The organism is Herbaspirillum sp. SJZ099 (genome assembly GCF_007828355.1).
Classification (GTDB): Bacteria; Pseudomonadota; Gammaproteobacteria; order Burkholderiales; family Burkholderiaceae_D; genus Herbaspirillum.
This window is the reverse complement of sequence record NZ_VIUO01000002.1, coordinates 258,400-280,411: the sequence shown is the minus strand read 5'-3', so window position 1 is coordinate 280,411 and position 22,012 is coordinate 258,400. Positions and strand designations below refer to the sequence as shown.

The 22,012-nt window shown below is 63.8% G+C and carries 21 protein-coding genes; 11 read left to right on the top strand and 10 right to left on the bottom strand.

The features are described from left to right. Positions 1–61 precede the first annotated feature (61 nt). A complete protein-coding gene (locus FB597_RS06310; protein WP_141913949.1) occupies positions 62–1,114 on the bottom strand; it encodes a gamma-glutamyl-gamma-aminobutyrate hydrolase family protein in 1,053 nt (350 codons plus the stop codon). A 319-nt stretch (positions 1,115–1,433) separates the two neighbouring features. Between FB597_RS06310 and FB597_RS06305 the strand changes: the two genes are divergently transcribed. After that, the gene (locus tag FB597_RS06305) at positions 1,434–1,994 is read left to right on the top strand and encodes an NAD(P)H-dependent oxidoreductase (protein ID WP_144768681.1); all 561 of its coding nucleotides are present in this window, start codon (positions 1,434–1,436) and stop codon (positions 1,992–1,994) included. Between the two features lie 13 nt (positions 1,995–2,007). After that, a complete protein-coding gene (gene kefC / locus FB597_RS06300) occupies positions 2,008–3,852 on the top strand; it encodes a glutathione-regulated potassium-efflux system protein KefC (RefSeq protein WP_144768679.1) in 1,845 nt (614 codons plus the stop codon). 129 nt (positions 3,853–3,981) lie between these two features. Here the strand turns inward: kefC and FB597_RS06295 are convergent, their stop codons facing one another. From FB597_RS06295 to FB597_RS06275, 5 genes are all read right to left on the bottom strand, one after another. Continuing rightward, entirely contained in the window at positions 3,982–5,463 is a 1,482-nt protein-coding gene (locus FB597_RS06295) for a DegQ family serine endoprotease (protein ID WP_144768677.1), read from the bottom strand. Positions 5,464–5,694: 231 nt separating this feature from the next. Continuing rightward, on the bottom strand, positions 5,695–7,026 hold the full coding sequence (locus FB597_RS06290; protein ID WP_144768675.1) for an ATP-binding protein: 1,332 nt from the start codon (positions 7,024–7,026) through the stop codon (positions 5,695–5,697). Continuing rightward, positions 7,023–7,679, bottom strand: coding sequence for a response regulator (locus tag FB597_RS06285; protein ID WP_141913953.1), 657 nt, complete (start codon positions 7,677–7,679; stop codon positions 7,023–7,025). Before FB597_RS06285 ends, FB597_RS06290 begins: the two co-directional genes overlap by 4 nt. A 17-nt stretch (positions 7,680–7,696) precedes the next feature. Next, positions 7,697–7,891, bottom strand: coding sequence for a DUF2905 domain-containing protein (locus FB597_RS06280; protein ID WP_050467708.1), 195 nt, complete (start codon positions 7,889–7,891; stop codon positions 7,697–7,699). Positions 7,892–7,901: 10 nt separating this feature from the next. Continuing rightward, the gene (locus tag FB597_RS06275; RefSeq protein WP_144768673.1) at positions 7,902–9,062 is read right to left on the bottom strand and encodes a class I SAM-dependent methyltransferase; all 1,161 of its coding nucleotides are present in this window, start codon (positions 9,060–9,062) and stop codon (positions 7,902–7,904) included. A 22-nt stretch (positions 9,063–9,084) separates the two neighbouring features. On the opposite strand from FB597_RS06275, the gene FB597_RS06270 reads away from it, so the two are divergent. The 9 genes from FB597_RS06270 to rfbD all read left to right on the top strand — a co-directional run bounded on the left by FB597_RS06270 (position 9,085) and on the right by rfbD (position 17,376). Then, complete coding sequence (locus tag FB597_RS06270; protein WP_144768671.1) at positions 9,085–9,864, top strand: SDR family oxidoreductase; 780 nt, start codon at positions 9,085–9,087, stop codon at positions 9,862–9,864. Between the two features lie 18 nt (positions 9,865–9,882). Further along, positions 9,883–10,278: a dihydroneopterin aldolase gene (locus FB597_RS06265; protein WP_183405700.1), complete on the top strand. Its 396-nt coding sequence runs from the start codon at positions 9,883–9,885 to the stop codon at positions 10,276–10,278. A gap of 20 nt (positions 10,279–10,298) precedes the next feature. Continuing rightward, a complete protein-coding gene (gene ttcA, locus FB597_RS06260; RefSeq protein ID WP_255517089.1) occupies positions 10,299–11,291 on the top strand; it encodes a tRNA 2-thiocytidine(32) synthetase TtcA in 993 nt (330 codons plus the stop codon). A 452-nt stretch (positions 11,292–11,743) separates the two neighbouring features. After that, complete coding sequence (gene rfbG / locus FB597_RS06255; RefSeq protein ID WP_186442744.1) at positions 11,744–12,820, top strand: CDP-glucose 4,6-dehydratase; 1,077 nt, start codon at positions 11,744–11,746, stop codon at positions 12,818–12,820. 35 nt (positions 12,821–12,855) lie between these two features. Continuing rightward, positions 12,856–13,866: a UDP-glucose 4-epimerase GalE gene (galE, locus tag FB597_RS06250; protein ID WP_144768667.1), complete on the top strand. Its 1,011-nt coding sequence runs from the start codon at positions 12,856–12,858 to the stop codon at positions 13,864–13,866. Positions 13,867–13,879: 13 nt separating this feature from the next. After that, positions 13,880–14,944: a dTDP-glucose 4,6-dehydratase gene (gene rfbB / locus FB597_RS06245; RefSeq protein WP_144768665.1), complete on the top strand. Its 1,065-nt coding sequence runs from the start codon at positions 13,880–13,882 to the stop codon at positions 14,942–14,944. A gap of 2 nt (positions 14,945–14,946) precedes the next feature. Next, a complete protein-coding gene (gene rfbA, locus FB597_RS06240) occupies positions 14,947–15,843 on the top strand; it encodes a glucose-1-phosphate thymidylyltransferase RfbA (RefSeq protein ID WP_144768663.1) in 897 nt (298 codons plus the stop codon). Positions 15,844–15,869: 26 nt separating this feature from the next. Beyond that, the gene (gene rfbC / locus FB597_RS06235) at positions 15,870–16,415 is read left to right on the top strand and encodes a dTDP-4-dehydrorhamnose 3,5-epimerase (RefSeq protein WP_144768661.1); all 546 of its coding nucleotides are present in this window, start codon (positions 15,870–15,872) and stop codon (positions 16,413–16,415) included. A gap of 10 nt (positions 16,416–16,425) precedes the next feature. Continuing rightward, complete coding sequence (rfbD, locus tag FB597_RS06230; RefSeq protein WP_144768659.1) at positions 16,426–17,376, top strand: dTDP-4-dehydrorhamnose reductase; 951 nt, start codon at positions 16,426–16,428, stop codon at positions 17,374–17,376. Between the two features lie 83 nt (positions 17,377–17,459). On the opposite strand, the gene FB597_RS06225 is transcribed toward rfbD, so the two are convergent. From FB597_RS06225 to rfbF, 4 genes are read right to left on the bottom strand one after another with little or no spacing between them, the layout of a single operon-like run. After that, complete coding sequence (locus tag FB597_RS06225; RefSeq protein WP_141913963.1) at positions 17,460–19,208, bottom strand: hypothetical protein; 1,749 nt, start codon at positions 19,206–19,208, stop codon at positions 17,460–17,462. A 27-nt stretch (positions 19,209–19,235) separates the two neighbouring features. Continuing rightward, entirely contained in the window at positions 19,236–20,459 is a 1,224-nt protein-coding gene (locus FB597_RS06220) for a class I SAM-dependent methyltransferase (protein ID WP_141913964.1), read from the bottom strand. Continuing rightward, positions 20,456–21,013, bottom strand: a complete 558-nt coding sequence (locus FB597_RS06215; RefSeq protein WP_144768657.1) for a dTDP-4-dehydrorhamnose 3,5-epimerase family protein — start codon at positions 21,011–21,013, stop codon at positions 20,456–20,458. The genes FB597_RS06220 and FB597_RS06215 overlap by 4 nt, the downstream gene beginning before the upstream one ends. Before the next feature lie 4 nt (positions 21,014–21,017). Then, complete coding sequence (gene rfbF / locus FB597_RS06210; protein WP_141913966.1) at positions 21,018–21,794, bottom strand: glucose-1-phosphate cytidylyltransferase; 777 nt, start codon at positions 21,792–21,794, stop codon at positions 21,018–21,020. Between the last annotated feature and the right edge of the window lie 218 nt (positions 21,795–22,012).

Genomic DNA, 22,012 nt, shown 5'->3' with positions numbered 1-22,012 from the left:
GGCATTAGTTTCCTGCACGGAAATATAGGCCATGCATGTGCAGGCAGCGCCCGGCCCACACTCAAAAACGCGTCTCGCGCGCCGTGCGCAGGAAACTGTCGAGAATCGGCGTGCAATCCAGCAACTCGGCACCGCCGGAGCGGTGGAATTCTGGATGCCATTGCAATCCCATGACGAACGGCGCCTTGCGGTAGCGGATGGCCTCGACGATCTGGTCGGGACCGGACACCGCCTCCACCGAAAGGTCGCGGCCGAGGTCGCGCACCGCCTGGTGGTGGATCGAATTGACGATGGCGTTCTCGGTCTTCACCAGCGTCGCCAGCGAAGAGCCCGGCGGGAACTGCAGCGCATGGAAATTGCTGTCGTACATGTCGTTGACGTGCGGGATCGCGCTAGGCACATCGGTGGCGATGTCCTGGTACAAGGTACCGCCGAAGGCCACGTTGATCAACTGGCAGCCGCGGCAGATGCCCAGCACCGGCTTGCCGGCCTCGATGAATTCGTGCAGCAGCTCCAGCTCGTACATGTCGCGCGCGCGGTCGCCGCTCCATTCAGGGCGCGTCGCCGCCTGGGCGTAGCTTTGCGGCGAAACGTCCGCGCCGCCTTGCAGCACCAGGCCGTCGAGATTCTTGGCATAGTCGCGCAAACGGATGTTGCTGGGATGGACCAGGCCGTTGGTATTGACCGTCGGGATCATGAACACCAGCACGTCGCGCGACATCACCCACTGCGCAATCGACTCTTCCAGGTATTGCAGCGTCTTGCTGCGCAAGCCCTTGGAACCGGACTCGGGGTGGAAAATACGGGCCGACACGCCGATCTTGAGCGTACGCTGCATGACGCGGCGCCCGGCCTTGTCGGACATCGCGCGCAAGCGCGCCGCCAGGAAATGCCAGGTCTGCCTCCACGGCGCGTCGGTGGCATGGTGCGGCGGCGGCGGCAAGGGAGCGTGCTGGGCAACTGGCGGCGGCACTGCCTGGGCAGGCTGCTCCGCCGGCTTCGGCTGGGCTGCCGCATCGGCGGCTTGTGACGTGGCTGGGGGGACTGCAGGCGCGGGCTTGGCCGGATTGGGTTCTCGTGGCTGGCTGGCTTCGGAATCTTGGATATCGGACATGGCTGCAATAACGAGTGAATATGAATAAACTGCGGCGAGTGTCATCTGTTGCGGCGTGCGCGTGGATTCATGGCGCAAGAAGAAGCCGCGGGGGGATGGCTGAGTATAAGCGCATTGCCCGGCTTTTGATACCCGCAGGAAAAACAGGGGAAGGACATGCCTTGGCATAGGCATACCGCGTTGAACCAGCGGCCGCCGGCGCTTTCGTGGCAAACTCCCTTCCCTCGATAAAACAGACAGCGGACAATGCGCGCATGTTCCGGCCAATTTCGGCGAACCGCGCGACCTGCCCGACAACAACGCCAAGCCCGCCACCGCCATGCCCAACATACTCATCCTGTATGCCCACCCCGCCGCCGAACTCTCACGCGCCAATGGCCTGATGGTCGAGGCCGCCGCCAAACTGCCCAACGTGGTGGTCAACGACTTGTATGAGCGCTATCCGGACTTCCACATCGACATTGAGCGCGAACGGCAACTGCTCACGCAAGCCGACCTGGTCGTGATGCAGCACCCCATCCACTGGTACAGCATGCCGGCATTGCAAAAGGAATGGCTGGATCTGGTGCTGGCGCGCGACTGGGCCTTCGGCCATGATGGCAACGCCCTGCGCGGCAAAGGGTTCTGGCTGGTGGCAAGCACCGGCGGCGAATCCGGGGCGTACGCTCCCGACGGACGCCACGGCCATCCTTTCAGCGACTTCCTCCCGCCCTACCGGCAAACCGCGCAACTGTGCGGCATGCGCTGGATGGAACCGCTGATCCTGCACGGCGCCCACAACATCGCGCCGCTCGATTTCCAGCGCCACGTAGAGCGCTATCTCGACCAGCTGAAACGCTATCCGGCCCTTTCCGCAACCGACGACGCCCCAATCCCATAAAGATCACGCCGCCATGGATGAACACTTACTCAAAGCCCTGGTTTACCTGCTCGCCGCCGTGGCCGCCGTACCGATCGCCAAACGCCTCGGCCTGGGCGCGGTGCTGGGCTACCTGCTGGCCGGGATCGTCATCGGCCCCTGGGGCCTGGGCCTGATCACCGAGGTCAAGCACATCCTCGAATTCTCCGAATTCGGCGTGGTGCTGCTGCTGTTCCTGATCGGGCTGGAGCTCGACCCCAAACGCCTGTGGGCGCTGCGGCGCTCCATCTTCGGCTGGGGCAGCGTGCAGGTGCTGGCGGTGACGTCCGCGCTGCTGGCCGTGGCGCTGGCCGCCGGCGTACCCTGGCGCATCGGCCTGATCGCGGCGCTGGGCATGTCGCTGTCCTCCACCGCGATTGCGCTGGCCACGCTGGGCGAACGCAAGCTCACCGCTTCGCCGGCCGGCGCGGCCGGATTTTCCATCCTGCTGTTCCAGGACATCGCCGCCATCCCGATGATGGCAGCGGTGCCGCTGCTGGGCGTGGCGGCCAGCCAGGGCAGCGGCCAGGGCTGGCTGCATGCGGGCCAGGTGGCGCTGGTGGTCGCCCTGCTGATCTTCGGCGGGCGCGTGCTGATGCGCCCCATCCTGCGCATCATCGCCAAGACCGACATGCGCGAGATCTTCACCGCCTTCGCCCTGCTGCTGGTGATCGCCACCTGCCTGTTGATGCAATCGGTCGGCATGTCGATGGCGCTGGGCACCTTCCTGGCCGGCGTGCTGCTGGCCGACTCCGAGTACCGCCACGCGCTCGAAAGCGACCTCGAACCGTTCAAGGGCCTGCTGCTGGGGCTGTTCTTCATCGCCGTAGGGATGTCGGTGGACTTCGGCGTGTTCCTTGCGCAGCCCTGGCGCATCCTCGGCCTGGTGGCGGCCTTCCTGGCGATCAAGACGGCCGTGATGTGGTGCCTCGGGCGTTGCTTCGGCATCCCCCGCGGCCAGCAATTGTTCTTCGCGTTCCTGCTGTCCCAGGGCGGCGAATTCGCCTTCATCGTATTCGGCGCGGCAGTCGGCGCCAAGGTGCTCACCCCGGAAGTCTCATCGATTCTGGTGGTCGTGGTGGCACTGTCGATGCTGGTCACGCCGCTGCTGCTGCTGATCCATGATCGCATGCTGATGCGCTGGCTGGACGCCGGCAACCGCCGCCCGGAAGACCGGATCGAACCGCAGGAGCATCCGGTCATCATCGCCGGCTTCGGCCGCTTCGGCCAGATCGTCGGGCGCCTGCTGCATGCCAACGGCATCCACGCCACGGTGCTGGATCACGACCCGGACCAGATCGATTTCCTGCGCAAGTTCGGCTTCAAGGTGTTTTACGGCGACGCCACCCGCATCGACCTGCTGCGCACCGCCGGCGCCGCCCAGGCGCGCCTGCTGGTGATCGCCATCGACGACGCCCAGGCCACGCTGGAACTGGTCGACAAAGTGAAGGAAGAATTCCCGCACCTGGCCATTGCCACCCGCGCACGCAACGTCACGCATTATTACGACCTGCTCGACCGCGGCGTCACGGTGCTGGAGCGCGAAACCTTCGAAAGCGCGCTGCAGATGGGCCGGCGCGCGCTGGAACAGCTCGGCTTCGGCGCCTACCGCGCGCGCCAGGCGGCAATGAAATTCCGCGCGCACAACATCAAGACGCTGTACGAGCTCTATCCCCACTACAAGGACCAGCAACAGATGGTGTCGATGGCGGTGCAGGCGCGCGAAGAATTGCAAGCCATGTTCGCCAGCGATCGCGAAGCGATGGAGCGCGAACACGCGCATGGCCATTGGCGAAGCGAACCGGCGGCGCAGGAAAAACCGCCGGCCGATCCGGCCTGAGCGGCAGGCGCGAGCGGAGAAAAAAGGCCGGACATGCTTGCGCATGTCCGGCCACTCCCTCACTGCTTACTGCTTTCCACGGACTACCCTCAGGACTACTTAGCGCCGCTAACAAAACGCTACGGAAAATCAGTTCAGCGCCAACGGAACAAAGATCTTCTCATCGCCTCGCTCGACCAGCAGCGCCACGCTCTTGCCGGCCTGGCTGGCCAGCTTGCGCAACTGCTCGACGCTGGACACCGGCGTGCCGTTCAAGGCCAGGATCACGTCGCCGCTCTGGATGCCGGCAATTGCCGCCGGGCCGTTGACGTCTTCCACCAGCAGGCCGTTCTGGCCGCCCAGTTGCTTGCGCTCATCCGGATCCAGCGGACGCACCGCCAAGCCCAGCCGCCCCTGGTTCTCGGCCTTGCTGGCAGGCGTGTCGTTCCTGGCGGACTTCATCTCGCCCACCGTCACGTTGATGGTGCGCACCTTGCCGCCGCGCATCACTTCCAGCGACTTCGAGGTGCCGGGCGCGGTATCGGCCACCAGCGTGGGCAGATCCACCGAATGGTCGATCGCATGGCCGCTGAAGCTGAGGATCACGTCGCCGGCCTGCAGGCCGGCCTTGTCGGCCGGGCTGCCCTTTTCCACCGAACTGATCAGCGCGCCTTGCGCACTCTTCAGGCCGAACGATTCGGACAACGCCTGGTTCAGATCCTGCACCGACACGCCCAGGCGGCCGCGCGTGACCTTGCCGTGCTGCGCCAGCTGCTGCTCGACCTTCATCGCCACGTCGATCGGGATGGCGAACGACAAACCCTGGAAACCGCCGGTCTGGCTGTAGATCTGCGAATTGATGCCGATCACCTCGCCCTTCAGGTTGAACAGCGGGCCGCCCGAATTGCCGGGGTTGACCGCCACATCGGTCTGCAGGAAAGGCACGTAATTATCATCCGGCAAGCTGCGCGACTTGGCGCTGATGATGCCGGCGGTGGCCGTGTTGTCGAAGCCGTAGGGCGAGCCGATAGCCAGCACGGGCTCGCCGACCTTCACGTTGGACGGGTCGCCGATCTGCACCGTGGGCAGGTTCCTGGCGTCGATGCGGATCACCGCGATGTCGCTCTGCTTGTCCACGCCCAATACCTTGGCCTTGAATTCGCGGCGGTCGGTCAGCTTGACCACTACTTCCTGCGCGCCCTCCACCACGTGGGCATTGGTCAGGATCACGCCGTCCGGGGAAATGATGAAACCCGAACCCAAACCGTGCATGACCTGCGGCTGGCGCGGTATCTGCAGTTGCGGGCCGAAACGCTTGAGGAACTGGGAAAACGGATCATCCGGATCGCCATCGTCGCTGTCGTCGACCACTTTCTTGACCTTGCCGGTGACGCTGATGTTGACCACGGCCGGCCCCGCGCGCTGGACGATGCCGGAGAAATCGGTGGCCGCCGCGATCACCGGTCCGGCCGGCGTGGTCGGCCCGGTATTGGAAGCGACCAGCGGCGTATTGATTGCCGCCGCATGGGCCGAAGGCAGGTCGGCGCCACGGAAATAGACGTAGCTGCCGCCGACGACGGCAGCCAGCGCCACAGCCAATGTGTTGCGAACAAAAACGATTCGACGGCTCATCATGCACTCCTTTGCTTTCCAGAGAAATATCGGTGGCCCGGCAGCTGGTGGGCTTGGGATGCCGCGGCTGCTCGACCGTTGGAGTGAAGATTAAGGCGGGAAAATTAAGACAAACTTAAGGCAGGAAGAAAGCGGCAGGCGGCAAACCGGCGCAGTCCACCGCACACCGTAGCTCTGACGAAGGTCGGGTTCCAGCGTCTCTCACCATCCCGACACTGCGCGTCGAATCAACTATGGCAACAGCACAAACGTGACGCGCGCCTGCAGTCCCTTGCCGGTATTGTTGAGTTCCACCGGCACACGATGCAAATCGGCGATCTGGCGCACGATGGCCAACCCCAGTCCGCTGCCGAACGCGGCGCGGCCGGCGTTCTGCTCTTGCGGACGACGCGCGCGATAGAAGCGGTCGAATACGCGCGGCATCTCGCTCTCGGCGATGCCCGGGCCGCTGTCCTGGATCAGCACCGCACATTTTCCTTGCTCCGGCATGGCCAACGACACATCCACCACGCCGCCGGCCGGCGTGTAACGCAAGGCGTTGTCGACCAGGTTGTTGAACAGGATGCGCAGGGCGTCAGCATTGCCGCTCACCATCAACGGGCCGCCGTCGCCATCCTCGCCGGACAATCCCAGGTCGATATCTCCGTCGCTGGCCACCGAAGACAGGTCGGCCACCACGCCGCGCAGGAGCTCACGCAGGTCGACCGGCGCGAAGCGCATCGCATCGGGCTCCTGGCGCGCCAGGGTCAACAACTGATGCACCAGGTGCGTGGCGCGCTCCAGGCCATTCTTCAAATCGGCAAAAGCGGCCTTGCGCTCGCCTTCATCGGCCGCGCGTTCGGCCAGTTGCGCCTGCAGGCGCAAGGCCGTCAGCGGGGTGCGCAGTTCATGCGCGGCATCGGCCACGAAGGCGCGCTGCGCCTCGGTCGATTGTTTCAGGCGCGCCAGCAGGTCGTTGAGCGCATGGGTCAAGGGCTGGATTTCCTGCGGCAGGCCGACGTCGGCGATCGGCATCAGGGAATTCATGTCGCGCGCCTGCACCTCGGCCGCCGCGCGCCGCACCGGCGCCAGCCCACGGCTGACCGCCAGCCACGCCAGGATGCCGATCAGCGGGAACAGCAGGAACAACGGCGCCACCGTCTTGACCGCCATCTGCGCGGCGATCTCGTCGCGCGCGCTTTGCGGCTGCGCCACCTGCACCACCGTGCTGCCGACCTGGGCGCTGTAGACGCGCCACATGCCGTTGGGCCCGTGCACGTTGACAAAACCCAGCTCGGCCTGGCGCGGCATGGCGCCGCGCGCGTGCGAGTGGTAAATGACGGTGCCGCTGCTGTCCCAGATCTGCATCATGATCTCGTCTTCCAGTTCCGGCAGTTGCTGCCCCGGCGAAATCGGCGAGAAAGCCTGCCGCGGCAGCGAGGCGGCGATCTGGCGCATCTGGTAATCGAAGATCTGGTTGGCCTCGCCGCGCGCCTGGAAATACAGCCCGACGCCGGCGGCCACGATGATGGAGAACAGCCCCAGCCCGAGCCACAGCAGCAGCTTGTTGCGCATCGAGTTCATGCCGGCACCAGATAGCCGACGCCGCGCACATTCTTGATGAAATCGCTGCCGACCTTCTTGCGCAGCGCGTGGATGTGCACTTCGACGGCATTGCTTTCGATGCTGTCGTCCCAGCCGTAGAGCTTTTCTTCCAGCTGGGCGCGCGACAGCACCACGCCGGGGCGGTCCATGAAGGCATGCAGCAGGGTGAACTCGCGGGCCGACAGGTTGACCGGCTGGCCGGCCACGGTGACTTCATGGGTGGCGGGGTTCAAGACCACCTCGCGCACCTGCACCAGGCTGTCGGCGCGGCCGGACTGGCGGCGCAGCAGCGCGCGCATGCGGGCGCCGAGTTCTTCCAAGTCGAACGGCTTGATCAGGTAATCGTCGGCGCCGGCATCCAGGCCTGCCACGCGGTCGGCCACGGCATCGCGTGCGGTGGTGATCAGTACCGGGATGCGGTTGCCGCGCTCGCGCAGGGTCTTCAAGACCGCCAGCCCATCCTTGTGCGGCAGGCCGAGGTCGAGCAGCAGCATGGCGTAGTCTTCGTTGCGCAAGGCGGCGTCGGCCGACTTGCCGTCCTGCACCCAGTCGATGGCGAAACCGTCCTGGCGCAAACCCTTGCGCACCGCTTCGCCCACCATGGGATCGTCTTCCACCAGCAATACCCGCATATCCGCTCCGCGCTCTTTTACAAGATCTTCGCCAGGATGAACACCACCGTCGACAACAAGATAGTCGAAGCGAACGGCAACGAGAAGGTGCGGCCGAACAGGCGGAAACGCAAGTCGCCCGGCAAACGGCCGATGCCCAGCTTTTCCAGCCAGGGCAGCAGCGACGAAAACACGATCACGGCGAGAAAAATCACGACAACCCAGCGTATCACGCGAGCTCCTTCACAGGCGGTGGGTGCGGTCATGGCGCAGCATGCGCTGTGGCCACTCCACGTTCTTGCCGATGGCCAGCACCTTGAACAGCTCGCCCATCTCGGCGGGTGAAATCAGTTTCTGCATGGCGTTGGCTTGCGGCAGATATTGCAGGCTAGCCTCCGGCGAGGTGCGCAGCAGCAGTTCGCCGATGCCGGCGTTGAGCAGGAAAGCGCCCTGACTGGCATAGGCCAGCACTTCCGCACCCGCTTCCACGGCGGCCACCGCCATGGCGGTGAAATCGACGTGGGCGGTGATGTCCTGCAGCCCCGGCAGGTAGAAAGGGTCGGGATGCGCATGGTGGCGGTAATGGCACATCAGCGTGCCCTGCGAGCGGTCGTCCAGATAGTATTCGGCCGCCGGGAAACCGTAGTCCGGCAAGATCGCCACGGCGCCTGCGCCGCGCGCGATCATGCCCGCCAGCGTGCGCATGAAACCGATTGCCACCGGCGCCAGTTCGGTCAGGTAGCCTTCGGGCAATGCCTCGGCATCGGGAATCTGCGCCACCGGCAACCCATCCACGGCGCGGTCGGCAAATACGAAGGCGCCCTCGGCATTGACGGCCACGCCGCGCTCCAGCCAGATGCCGTCCGCCTTGATCGCCAGGCGCACCGGCATGGCGTCCAGCACCTCGTTGCCCAACACGATGCCGGAAAAACTTTCCGGCAAGGCATCCAGCCATTCGACCAGCGCGGCGAATTCCCCCAAGGTTTCGCGCTGGCGCGCGCGCAGCTGGGCCGATATTTCCACAATGAAATATTGTTGCGGCAACTGGTTGCGGGATTTCAGTTCCGACAGGATGTCGAACGCCAATTTGCCGGTGCCGGCCCCGAATTCGAGGAAAACATTGGCAATCGATCCACTGGTTGCGATCAGTTCTGTCGCCAAATGCGCCAAAGTCGCGCCAAACAGCGGCGAAATTTCCGGGGCGGTTGTAAAATCACCGTCTTTGCCCAATTTGGCCGCGCCGCCGCTGTAATAGCCGAATTGCGGCGCATACAGCGCCAGCTCCATGTAGCGCTCGAATGATATCCAGCCGCCCGCCGCGGCGATCTCGCCAGCGATCAGTTGCCGGAGGGCTTGTGAGGCGGCCTGTGCATCGGCGCCTGGTTCAGGTAATTGCAATTGCATGGGCCGTATTGTATTTGAACTTATGACATCCCAACCCTATTCCCGCACCGCCCCACGCGTAGCCCTGGTCACCGGCGCCGCGCGCCGCATCGGCCGCCACATCGCGCTGGCGCTGGCGCATGCCGGCTGGGATGTGGCCGTGCATTACAACCGCTCGCGCGACGAAGCCGATGACGTGGTGCGCGAGATCGAGGCGCTGGGACGCCGCGCGCTGGCGGTGCGCTGCGAACTGGGCAACGAGGAGGAAGTGCGCGGCTTGTTACAACAGGTCGCGCCGCTGGGGCGCGTGTCGTGCGTGGTCAACAACGCCTCCCTGTTCGATTTCGACGATGCCGCCAGTTTCGGCAATGCGCGCCTGATGCGCCACATGTGCGCCAACGTCGGCGCCCCGGTATTGCTGGCGCAGGCGCTGTTCGAGGCCACGCCCGAGGGCGGGCAGTCGGTGGTGGTCAACCTGCTGGACCAGAAACTGTACAATCCCAACCCCGACTACCTGTCGTACACGCTGTCCAAGGCCGCGCTGCACAGCGCCACCACGCTGCTGGCGCAAGCGCTGGCGCCGCGCGTGCGGGTGGTCGGCGTGGCGCCGGGCATCACCATGGCCTCAGGCGACCAGACGGCCGAAGAGTTCGGCCGCGCCCACCAGGTCACGCCATTGGGCAAGAGCAGCACGCCCGACGACATCGCCGCCGCGGTCTGCTATGTCGCCTCGGCGCCGGCGGTTACCGGCGCCACCTTGCTGGTCGATGGCGGCCAGCATTTGCTCCCCCTTTCGCGCGACGTCATGTTCGTAGCGAAATAATCTCTTTCCTTTCTTATCATGCTCGCATTGTTCCATCCGTCCCTGCAAGATTGCCGCCGCCTGTTCCTGCGCAACTATGAAGTGCTCATCAACATCGGCGTGCACGAATTCGAGAAGAAGGGCGAGCAGCGCATCCTGATCAACGTCGACCTGTTCATCCCGCTGGCCGACTCGACGCCCAAGGCCGACTTGCTGGATGAAGTGGTGGACTACGATTTCATCCGCTCCACCATCGCCCGCCGCATGGCGCAGGGCCACATCCACCTGCAGGAAACCCTGTGCGACGACGTGGTCGCCGCCATGCTGGCGCATCCGAAAGTGCGCGCGGCGCGCGTGTCGACCGAAAAGCCGGATGTTTACCCCGACTGCGACGCGGTCGGCGTGGAAGTCTTCCGCATCAAACGCGACAACTGAACCAACCAACGGGCAGCACCATGAACGACCGACTCCATCCCTCCGCCGACACCTCCGCCGCCCTCCCTGCCGGCGACGCATCCGACCAGGCCGCCATCGGCGCCAAGAAGGCGGAGAAGATCGCCTACGAGAACAACAAGCTGCACAAGCGGCTGTGCCGCCAGGTCGGCCAGGCCATCGGCGACTTCAACATGATCGAGGACGGCGACAAGGTCATGGTCTGCCTCTCGGGCGGCAAGGACAGCTATGCGCTGCTGGACATCCTGCTGACGCTGCGCGAGCGCGCGCCGATCCATTTCGACATCGTCGCCGTCAACCTCGACCAGAAACAACCCAATTTCCCGGCCGACGTGCTGCCGGCCTACCTGGAAAAACTCGGCGTGCCTTACCACATCGAAAACCAGGATACCTACAGCATCGTCAAGCGCGTGGTACCTGAAGGTAAGACCACCTGCGCACTGTGCTCGCGCCTGCGCCGGGGCATCCTGTACCGGGTCGCCACCGAGCTGGGCGCCACCAAGGTGGCGCTGGGCCACCATCGCGATGACATCCTGGAAACCTTCTTCCTCAACATGTTCTTCGGCGCGAAGCTGAAGGGCATGCCGCCCAAGCTGCAGTCCGACGATGGCAAGCAAATCGTGATCCGCCCGCTGGCCTATGTGAAAGAAGCCGACCTGATCCGCTACGCCGATATCAAGCAGTTCCCCATCATCCCCTGCGACCTGTGCGGCAGCCAGGAGAACCTGCAACGCAAGCAGATCAAGGGCCTGATGCGCGAATGGGAAAAGAAATTCCCGGGCCGGGTCGACAACATCTTCTCGGCGCTGTCGACCGTGGTGCCCTCGCACCTGATGGATCGCGACCTGTTCGGTTTTGCCGCGCTGCAAGCCAGTGGCGAGGCCGACGCCAACGGCGACATCGCCTTCGACGAGGAACCCTGCAGCACCGGCGCCGGCCTGGCGGCCGACAATGCATTCGGTTCGCAAATCATTTCGCTGCTTCCCTCCGACTGACTGAAATCCAGGCCGCCACATCAATCCGGATGCTGGCGGTGCTGGCTGCAGCTGCGGCATACCACCGCAGATGGCGATACACCCCGTTCCACCATTACCCTGTCAAAGCCGCTCCCCTGCTGGCTTCCCCGGGATTTCCGGCGGTGTCGGAAGTAAATTTTTGTTGGCGCAAAGATATACGCCGGGATTAGATGACAAATACCCTCCTGATTCTCGCATGAAGCGCAAAAACCCCATGTTCTAATCTGACCGTCGCAGTCGATGCCGCAAGGCGCCACTGCGAGGGAAGAGCAACCATAACCATGCAGTCGTGGTTTCGCAGGGAAACGTGACATCGGCGCGGAAAAACAGGAAGGCCTGCAACACTGCTTTTACCGGTCGTCCGCGTGCAGCACCGCATTCTCGCCTCTGCACTCAAACGACTCTCCGCAATACGTGTATGAGGCTGCCTGATGGCTAACTTTTGGCGCGACAAGCGCGTTTTCGTAACCGGACATACGGGCTTCAAAGGCAGTTGGCTGACGTTGTGGCTGCACCTCATGGGGGCGAAAGTCAGCGGCTATTCCCTGCCTGCGCCGACCAATCCCAGCCTGTTCCATCTCGCGCGCCTGCAAAATTGCGTGCAAACCACGACCGGCGACGTACGCGACGCCAGGCACGTGGCCGAAACCATGGCCGCCGTCCAGCCCGACATCGTGTTCCACCTGGCGGCGCAGCCGCTGGTGCGCGACTCCTACCTGACCCCGCTCGACACCTACGCCACCAACGTGATGGGCACCGCGCATGTGCTCGAAGCCGTGCGCAACACGCCCAGCGTGCGCTCAGTGGTGGTGGTCACCAGCGACAAATGCTATGAAAACCGCGAATGGCTGTGGGGCTACCGCGAGGATGACCCGATGGGCGGGCACGATCCCTACAGCAGCAGCAAAGGCGCGGCCGAACTGGTCACCTCAGCCTACCGCCGCTCCTTTTTCGCCAAGGATCCCGACAACCAGACCGGCATCGCCAGCGTGCGCGCAGGCAACGTCATCGGCGGCGGCGACTTCGCGGCCGACCGCCTGATTCCCGACTTCATCCGCGCGCTGGAAAAAGATGAACCGGTCAATATCCGCAACCCGCATGCAGTGCGCCCCTGGCAGTTCGTGCTGGAGCCGCTGTCGGGCTACCTGCAGATCGGCCAGTTGCTCTACGAGCACGGCAACAAGTATGCCGAGGGATGGAACTTCGGCCCGGCCGATACCGATCTGCAGACCGTCAGCCAGTTGTGCGCCACCTTCAACCATTCGCTGCAGAAGAACGACGTGACGCCGGTCGAGGTGCGCCTGGAACCGCAGCCGCATGCGCCGCACGAGGCGGCTTTCCTGCGCCTGGACATCTCCAAGGCGCGCCAGCGCCTGGACTGGATCCCCAGGATGGAGCTCTATACGGCGCTGGAGCTGACGGCACAGTGGTACGCCGGCTACCTCAACAATGAGGACCTGCGCGCGCTCTCCGAGAACCAGATCGCTTTCTACCAGAGTCTGACATAATCGCCCTGTTGCGGTTTTCAGAATCGGAAGCACCCATGAACATCCTCGTCACCGGCGGCGCCGGCTATATCGGCTCGCATACCTGCGTGGAACTGCTCAAGGCAGGCCACGAAGTCATCGTCTTCGACAATTTCTGCAACAGCAGCCCGGAAGCGGTCGCCCGCGTCCAGAAAATCGCGGGCAAGTCCGTATCGCTGGTCAAAGGCGACGTCCGCAACCGCGAACAGCTGGAGAGCGTGCTGCGCGAATTCAAATGCGAAGCGGTGATCCACTTCGCCGGCCTGAAGGCCGTCGGCGAATCGGTCGAGCAACCGCTCATGTACTACGACAACAACGTCGTAGGCACCGTGCGCCTGCTGGAGGCCATGGAAGCCACGGGCGTCAAGACCATTGTCTTCAGTTCGTCGGCCACGGTCTACGCCCCTCCCCAATATCTGCCGCTGGACGAAGACCACCCGCTGGCGGCCAGCAGTCCCTACGGCCGCAGCAAGATGATGGTCGAAGACATCTTGCGCGACTGCTACCGCGCGCATCCCGACTGGAAGATCGCCCTGTTGCGCTACTTCAATCCGGTGGGCGCACATGAAAGCGGCCTGATCGGCGAAGACCCCGACGGCATCCCCAACAACCTGATGCCGTTCGTGGCGCAAGTCGCCATCGGCCGCCGCGAGCGGCTCAACATCTGGGGCGGCGACTACCCGACGCCTGACGGCACCGGCGTACGCGATTTCATTCACGTGGTCGACCTGGCAACCGGACACCTGGCTGCGCTGCAAACACTGACCGAACCGCAATGCTTCGCCATCAACCTCGGCACCGGCACCGGCCACAGCGTGCTGGACGTGGTCAAGGCCTATGAGAAGGCCTGCGGCAAAACACTGCCCTACATCATCGCCGAGCGCCGCCCGGGCGACATTGCCGAATATTACGCCAACCCCGCCGCAGCAAAGCGCAAACTGGGCTGGGAAGCCCAACGAGGCTTGGATGCCATATGCGCCGACTCATGGCGCTGGCAACAGATGAACCCCAACGGCTTTAAATCCTGAGCTCCCCAAGCATATGATTTTTGTCACCGGCGGCGCCGGCTTCATCGGCAGCAACTTCATCCTCGACTGGCTGGCGTCCGGTACGGCCGGTCCCGTGCTCAACATCGACAAGCTGACCTACGCCGGCAATCCCTACAACCTGGCCTGCATCGCCGACGATGCCCGCTATCTTTTCTCGCAAACGGATATCTGCGACGACACGGCCATCGCCGCACTGTTCGCGCAACACCGGCCCCGGGCGATCCTGCATTTCGCAGCGGAGAGCCACGTCGACCGCTCCATCGCCAGCCCGGACGAATTCATCCGCACCAACGTCAACGGCACCTTCAACCTGCTGGAAGCGGCGCGCCGCTACTGGAGCACGTTGCAGGGCGAGGAGCGCGAGGCCTTCCGCTTCCTGCACGTTTCCACCGATGAGGTCTACGGCACGCTGGGACCGCAAGACGCGCCATTCTCGGAAACCACGCCGTATGCCCCCAACAGCCCCTACTCGGCCTCCAAGGCGGCCTCCGACCATCTGGTGCGGGCTTACCGCCACACCTACGGCCTGCCTACGCTGACCACCAACTGCTCCAACAATTACGGCCCCTACCACTTCCCGGAAAAGCTGATCCCGCTGGTGATCTCCAATGCGCTGGACGGCAAGCCGCTGCCGGTCTACGGCGACGGCATGCAAGTGCGCGACTGGCTGTACGTGCGCGACCACTGCGCGGCGATCCGGGAAGTGCTGGCGCGCGGCAAGCCGGGAGAAACCTACAACGTCGGCGGCTGGAACGAAAAAGCCAACCTGGACGTGGTGCACACCCTGTGCGACATCCTCGACCAGCTCAAACCCAAGGCCGACGGCAGCTATCGCGACCAGATCACCTTCGTCAAGGATCGCCCGGGGCACGACCGCCGCTACGCCATCGATGCCCGCAAGATCGAACGCGAACTGGGCTGGAAGCCGGCCGAGACCTTCGAAAGCGGCATCCGCAAGACAGTTCAATGGTACCTGGCCAATCCGCAATGGGTGGCCAATGTGCGCTCGGGCGGCTATCTGACATGGATGGAACAGCAATACGGCGTGAGGGGATAAAAATGGAACATACAGCGAACCGCCGCAAAGGCATCATTCTCGCCGGCGGCTCCGGCACGCGCCTGTATCCGGCCACCACGGTGGTTTCCAAGCAGCTCATGCCGATCTACGACAAGCCGATGGTGTACTACCCGCTGACCAGCCTGATGCTGGCCGGCATCCGCGACATCCTGGTAATCTCCACGCCGCAGGATACGCCGCGCTTCGCCGACCTGCTCAAGGACGGCAGCCAATGGGGCCTCAATATCCAGTACGCAGTGCAACCGTCGCCCGACGGATTGGCGCAAGCCTTCATCATCGGCAGCGATTTCATCGGCAACGATCCTTCCGCGCTAATCCTGGGCGACAACATCTTTTACGGGCGCGACCTGGAACCGCCAATGCGCGCCGCCAGCGAACGCGCCGACGGCGCAACCGTCTTCGCCTACCACGTGCAGGATCCGGAACGCTACGGCGTGGTCGAGTTCGACAAGCAGCGCAGGGCCATCGGTATCGAAGAAAAGCCGGCGCAGCCGAAATCCAATTTCGCAGTCACCGGCCTGTATTTCTACGACAGCCAGGTGAGCGGCATCGCCCGCTCGCTCAAGCCCTCGGCGCGCGGTGAACTGGAAATCACCGACGTCAACAAGGCCTATCTGGAAATGGGCCAACTGCAGGTAGAACTGATGGGACGCGGCATCGCCTGGCTGGACACCGGCACCCACGAGTCGCTGCTCGATGCGGGCCAGTTCATCGCAACGATCGAAAAGCGCCAGGGCCTGAAAGTAGCCTGCCCGGAAGAGATCGCCTATCGTCGCGGCTACATCGATGCGGCGCAACTGGAGAAATTGGCGGCGCCTTTGAAAAAGAATGCCTACGGCCAGTACCTGATGCACTTGCTGACCGATATGAGCTACTGAAAACCAGCATCCGGAACCCCATCAATATGCAGGTCAAACTCACCCCCCTCTCCGGCGTGCTCCTCATCGAACCGCGCGTGTTCGGCGACAGCCGCGGTTTTTTCTACGAAAGCTTCAATGCCCAGCGCTTCCGCGAGGCAACCGGCATCGACGCGCCATTCGTCCAGGATAACCATTCCAAGTCGGCCCGCAACGTGCTGCGTGGCTTGCACTACCAGATCCGCCATGCGCAAGGAAAACTGGTGCGCGTCACCCGCGGCGCCGTGCTGGACGTAACGCTCGACATCCGCCGCAGCTCGCCGACCTTCGGCCAATGGTTCAGCACAGTGTTAAGCGAAGAAAACAAGTTGCAACTCTGGATTCCGCCCGGATTCGCGCATGGCTTCTCGGTGCTGGAAGACGATACCGAATTCCTCTACAAGACCACCGATTACTGGATGCCCGAACATGAGCGCTGCATCCTCTGGAACGACCCCGCCATCGGCATCGACTGGCAACTGCGGGATGCGCCCATCATGTCCGACAAAGACAAGCTGGGCGTCTTGCTGAACGCGGCCGAAGTCTTTGAATGAAAGCCCATCCATGAAATCCATGCGCATCCTGCTGACAGGTTCCAGCGGCCAGGTGGGCGGCGAATTCCTGCGCCGCCTGCGCGCCATGCCAAACCGCATCGAGGTGATCGCGCCGCATCGCGCGCAGCTGGACATGGCCGATCCGCAAGCCATACGCCAGGCCGTCCAGGCCGCCAAACCCGACCTGATCATCAACCCGGCCGCCTACACCGCCGTGGTCAAGGCCGAATCGGACAGCGCGCTGACGCGCGCCATCAATGCCGAAGCACCGGGCGTGCTGGCCGAAGAAGCGAAGAAGATCGGCGCCGCGGTGCTGCATTTTTCCACCGACTACGTCTTCGACGGCAGCCATGCCGGCGCTTACACCGAAGACATGCCGACCTGCCCCATCAACGTCTACGGCGCCACCAAGCGCGACGGCGAACTGGCCATCGCCGCGACCGGGGCGGCACATTGGATCCTGCGCACCAGTTGGGTGTACAACCTGCATGGCGGCAATTTCATGAAGACGGCGATCCGGCTGGCGCAGCAAAAAGAGGCTTACACCATCGTCGGCGACCAGTTCGGCGCGCCGACCTGGGCCTCGACCATCGCCGCGGTGTGCTGCCGCATGCTGGCCGGCGAACACGGTGGCCGCGAACGGGTGCACGCCACCAGCGGCACTTACCATCTGACCGCGGCCGGCGCCACCTCCTGGCACGGCTATGCCTCGCTGGTGGCCCGGGAACTGATGGCGCGCGGCATCCCGGTCAAGCTCAAGGGCCTGGAACAGATCACGCCGGTGCCGACCTCCACCTATCCCACGCCGCCGCAGCGCCCGCTCAACTCGCGCCTGGACTGTGGCAAGCTGGAACGTACCTTCGGCATCACGCTGCCGACCTGGGATGAAGATGCGCTGGCCTGCCTGCAGCAGATCATCGCGCACTACGGGCTGGACCAGGGCAAGCTGCTGCCCGACTGAACTGCGAACCGCACGCGCCAAAAACGACAGCGCCGCCGCACTCGTTGAAAGTGCGGCGGCGCTGTCGTTTCCGGAAAACATCGTCAGTGGCTGGGCACGTATTGCTTCTGGTCACCCTTGGTGATCAGGTTGAGCTGGCCGAAGAAGCGCTGGTAAGCCGGCTCGCCATAACGCGCGCGCAATTCCCGCAACAACAGGTAACTGCCCAGGCGCTCGGCGCAGAACGCCCAGGCGCGGGCCTGGTAGCCCTCGCGGCGGGTGTCGTAGCGCTGCACGCAATACCAGGTCACCGCCTCGATCTGGCCGATGGCCTGCAGCCAGAACTGGGCCGGGAACACGCCCAGTTCGACACCGCCCATGAAGAACACCTTTTCATTGAAGAATGCCTCGGCTTCGGCCTTGCCGAACACCCCCAGCTCGGTTGCCGCCGCCGCGTAGCGCAACAGGTCCTCGGCATGGTGCGCATGCGCATAGTGGGTCAGGTAGCCGGCGCCCTGGCCGCCATAGCTGAAGCCGCAGGTGCGGCCGACCACGAAGTCCTGGGAACCCGGCTCCAGCATCTGCTCCAGGCTCTGGCTGGCAAATTCCCGGTCGGACACCACGTCCATCATCCAGTTGTCGTCGGCCGGCACGCCGCTGATGCGCTCGCGCGAGACAAACTTGCGATACATGCACACGCCCACGCGCTGCGCCTTGGGATATTCGCGCAAGATCAGGTTGCGCAGCGCGAAATTGCCCAGCATGCCGCCCACGATGGGGTGATAAGGTACCCATTCCGGCGCCAGGTCGCGCAGGTTGAGCGCGCCGTCATGCTGCGATTCGCCCAGGTAGATCGGCAAGACATGATCGGGAAACTTCACCGGCAGCGGCACGTGGGTCATGCAACCGAACACCAGTTCGCCGCGCGCGGCCTGTGCGGCGGCATCGGTAGCTGCGACAGGCGAAATGCCGCCCAGCCTGAGCCCGGATGACGAAATCGCCGCAGCAGCGGAAGAAATACTGAGCGGGCGCTGCTCGGCCGCCACCGCCGACGGCGGGCGAACCGGCGCCGCGTCCATTTCACGCAGCAGGCGCGCTGCCAGCGCATCGAAACGGGAACGCACGAGAGGATCGTTGTATTGCGCATAAGCGGCGCGCAGCGCCTCGAGCGCCGCCAGGTCCTGCGACGCCAGTTGCTGCGCCCCGGGCATCCGCGCAGGCGGGCAGTGCCATATTGTCAATTGCTGATCCAACGCCAGCACCAGCGAGGCCAGCCGCTCCCCCAGCAAGCGCTTGGCGCTGGTCGTCCGGCTCGCCGGCGCTACCGAATTGAGCTGGTCGGCGAGCGGCCCGGGCTCCTGGTCCGCAAGTTGATGCAGCCGTTCGGCCAAATCGAACCAAGTCCGCCAAAACACCGGCTTGGCCAACACGAAGCCATTGAGCACATTACTTTGCCAGGGCGGCACGAAATGCTCGGGATCGAGCGCCAACCCCACGTTCTCCAGGAAGGCGCGCGTCGTGCCGGCCAACCCCGGCAACTGGCGCTCACCCTGCAGGAGCAGGTTCAAATTCCCGGCCGCATCGACCGTGTGCGGAGAAAAGGTATAAGCGTCGCACCCCGGCGCGGCCTGCGCCAATTCAATCAAGTGCGCGGCGTTCAAACCGGTCTGCGCGATGAAGTCGCGCGGCACGAAGGCGTACCAATGCTCCTCATCCACCGCTTGCGCATGGAAAAAGCCGCGAATCGCAGCGAAGTCGCCCCAGGTATCGGAGGCGGGATTGGCCAGCGGCGTGAAACCGGCATCGCCGGCGTCGCCGCCATCGGGGCAAATCTGGAAAAGATGGATGTTCATGAATGCCTTATTGTGTCGCCGCGCGCCTCACCAGACCTGCAACTGCGGCACGGCGATGGCAAAATGGCCGCCCCAGCCGCGGATCTCGGCCAGTTGCCGGGCCACCTCGTCCTTGATGTTCCATGGCAGGATCAGCACCACGTCGGGTTTGTCCTGCAGCAGGCGCGCCGGCGAAACGATGGGGATATGGCTGCCCGGCATGTACTTGCCCTGCTTGGAAGGCGCGGCATCGGCCACCAGCGGCAACAGGTCGGGATGGACACCGGAATAATTGAGCAGCGTGTTGCCCTTGGCCGCGGCGCCGTAGGCCAACACCTTCTTGCCGGCGCGCTTTTGCGCCAGCAGGAATTCCAGCAAGCCGGCCTTGATTTCTTCGGCCTTGCGCTGGAAGCCGTCGTAGGCCTCGATGCTTTCCAGGCCGAAAGCGCGTTCGCGCGCCAGCATGGCGGTCACCGCCGGCGTCGTGGCCAGCGCCGCATCCAGATGGCAGGCATAGATGCGCAGGCTGCCGCCGTGCGTGGGCAGCTCCTCGACGTCGTATACGCGCAGCCCTTGCGCGCGCATCACGCGCTCCACCGCCACCAGCGACAGGTAAGAGAAATGCTCGTGGTAGATGGTGTCGAACTGCGATTGCCCGATCAGGTTCAGCAGATGCGGACACTCCACCGTCACGGTGCCCTGCGGGGCCAGCAGCGCCGCCATGCCGCCGACAAAATCATTGATGTCGGGCACATGAGCCAACACGTTGTTGGCGGCGATCAGGTCGGCTGCGCCATGGCTCCGGCGCAAACGCTGCCCCAGTGCAACGCCGAAGAATTCCTCGACAATGGGAATGCCCTTCTCGCGCGCGGCGTCGGCGGTACTCCTGGTCGGCTCCACGCCCAGGCAGGGAATCCCTTTTTGCTGCACGTACTGCAACAGGTAACCATCGTTAGCGGCCAGCTCCACCACCAGCGACTTCGCACCGAGGTTCAACCGCGCGGCGATCATGTCGACGTAGTCGGAAGCATGCTTGAGCCAGGTGCTGGAGGTTGACGAGAAATACGCGTAGTCGGTAGCGAACAACTGGTCGTAATGCGTGTAATCCTCGGTCTGCACCAGCCAGCACTGGCGGCACACCATCACCTTCAGCGGGTAATGGGTCTCGGGCCGCTGCAAGTCCTCCGCCTTCAGGTAGGCGTTGGACGGCGGCGAGAAGCCCAGATCGATGAAGGTGTCATGCAATTCAGTCTGGCAATGGCGGCATTTCATAGAGAGATTCCATCGAAATCGGAAGCCAGCAACGGATGCTGGAGGTCGCGCGGCGACAAATTCTTCGGCGGCAGCGGCCAGGCGATCGCGGCGCGCGGATCATCGTGGCGCACGCCGCCTTCGGCAGCCTGCGCATAGGCCGCAGTATGCAGGTAAAGCAGGGAAGCGTCAGCCGAGAGCGCCTGGAAACCATGCGCGCAGCCCTCGGGAATCAGGATGGCGCGGTCGTCGCCGGCGGCCAGTTCAACCGCGCGCCATTGCAGGAAAGTCGGCGAACCGCGCCGCAGATCCAGCACCACGTCGAACACGCGGCCGGCGATGCAGCGGATGAGTTTTTTTTCGGCATGCGGCGCATATTGGAAATGCATGCCGCGCACGCTGCCAGGCTCGGCCGTAACCGAATTGTTGATTTGCACGATGCGGCTGCCCCCCAGCACGGACGCCAGCTCATCCTCGCAGAACCAGCGCGCGAAACCGCCGCGCGCATCGCCGCGGCGCACGCTAGATACGACCACGGCGCCGACGATGCCGGTTTCCTCGATCCGCAGGTTCACGACGTCAATCCCAGGTCTTCCAGCGCGCCTGGTCCTGGTCCCACATCTGGTTCAACTGGATCTTGTCGCGCAGCGTATCCATGCATTTCCAGAAACCGTGGTGCGGCCAGTTCAGCAGCTTGCCGTCAGCGGCGATCTGCTCCAGCGGCGCGCGCTCGAAGATGGTGCTCTCGCCGTCCTTCAAATAATCGAACACGCCCTGGCGGCACACCATGAAGCCGCCGTTGATCCAGCCCAGGTCGCCCGGCGGCTTCTCGCGGAAGTCGCGAATCAGGCCGGCCTCGTCGGTCTGCACCATGCCGAAACGCGCCTCGGGCTGCACCGTGGTCATGGTCACCAGCGACTGGTGGCTGCGGTGATGCCGCACCAGCGCGCCCACGTCCACGTCGGAGACGCCATCGCCGTAAGTGAGCATGAAATCGTCGCCCTTGAGGTAATCGCGCGCAGCCAGCAGGCGCCCGCCGGTCTGGGTATGCAGGCCGGTTTCCACCAGCGTGACCTTCCACGGCTCGGACTTGTTGCGATGCACCTCGACGCGGTTGTCGGCCAGGTCGATAGTGACATCGCCCTGGTGCAGAAAGTAATTGGCGAAGAACTCCTTGATCATGTAGCCCTTGTAGCCGAGCAGGATCACGAATTCGTTGAAGCCGTGCTGCGAATAGCCCTTCATGATGTGCCACAGGATCGGTTTGCCGCCGATTTCGACCATCGGTTTCGGCCGCACATCGGTTTCTTCCCCGAGCCGCGTGCCCAGGCCACCTGCGAGAATGACGACTTTCAACAGTACCCTCCACCTGAATTTTCTTGCCAACTCTGCATAAAACCTCCGCTAAACACATTTCTATCAGTGATAAGAATCCTACCTATTTTATTGTCGTAACAAGTACCAAGCTAACCTGCTTATCATGCGTAAATCTTCTTTTTATAAGTTAGCTTAGGCGCGTCGCCCCCCTCCCAAACTGACAAAAAACATGGCGAAAGTGAATATAACCCCCAATA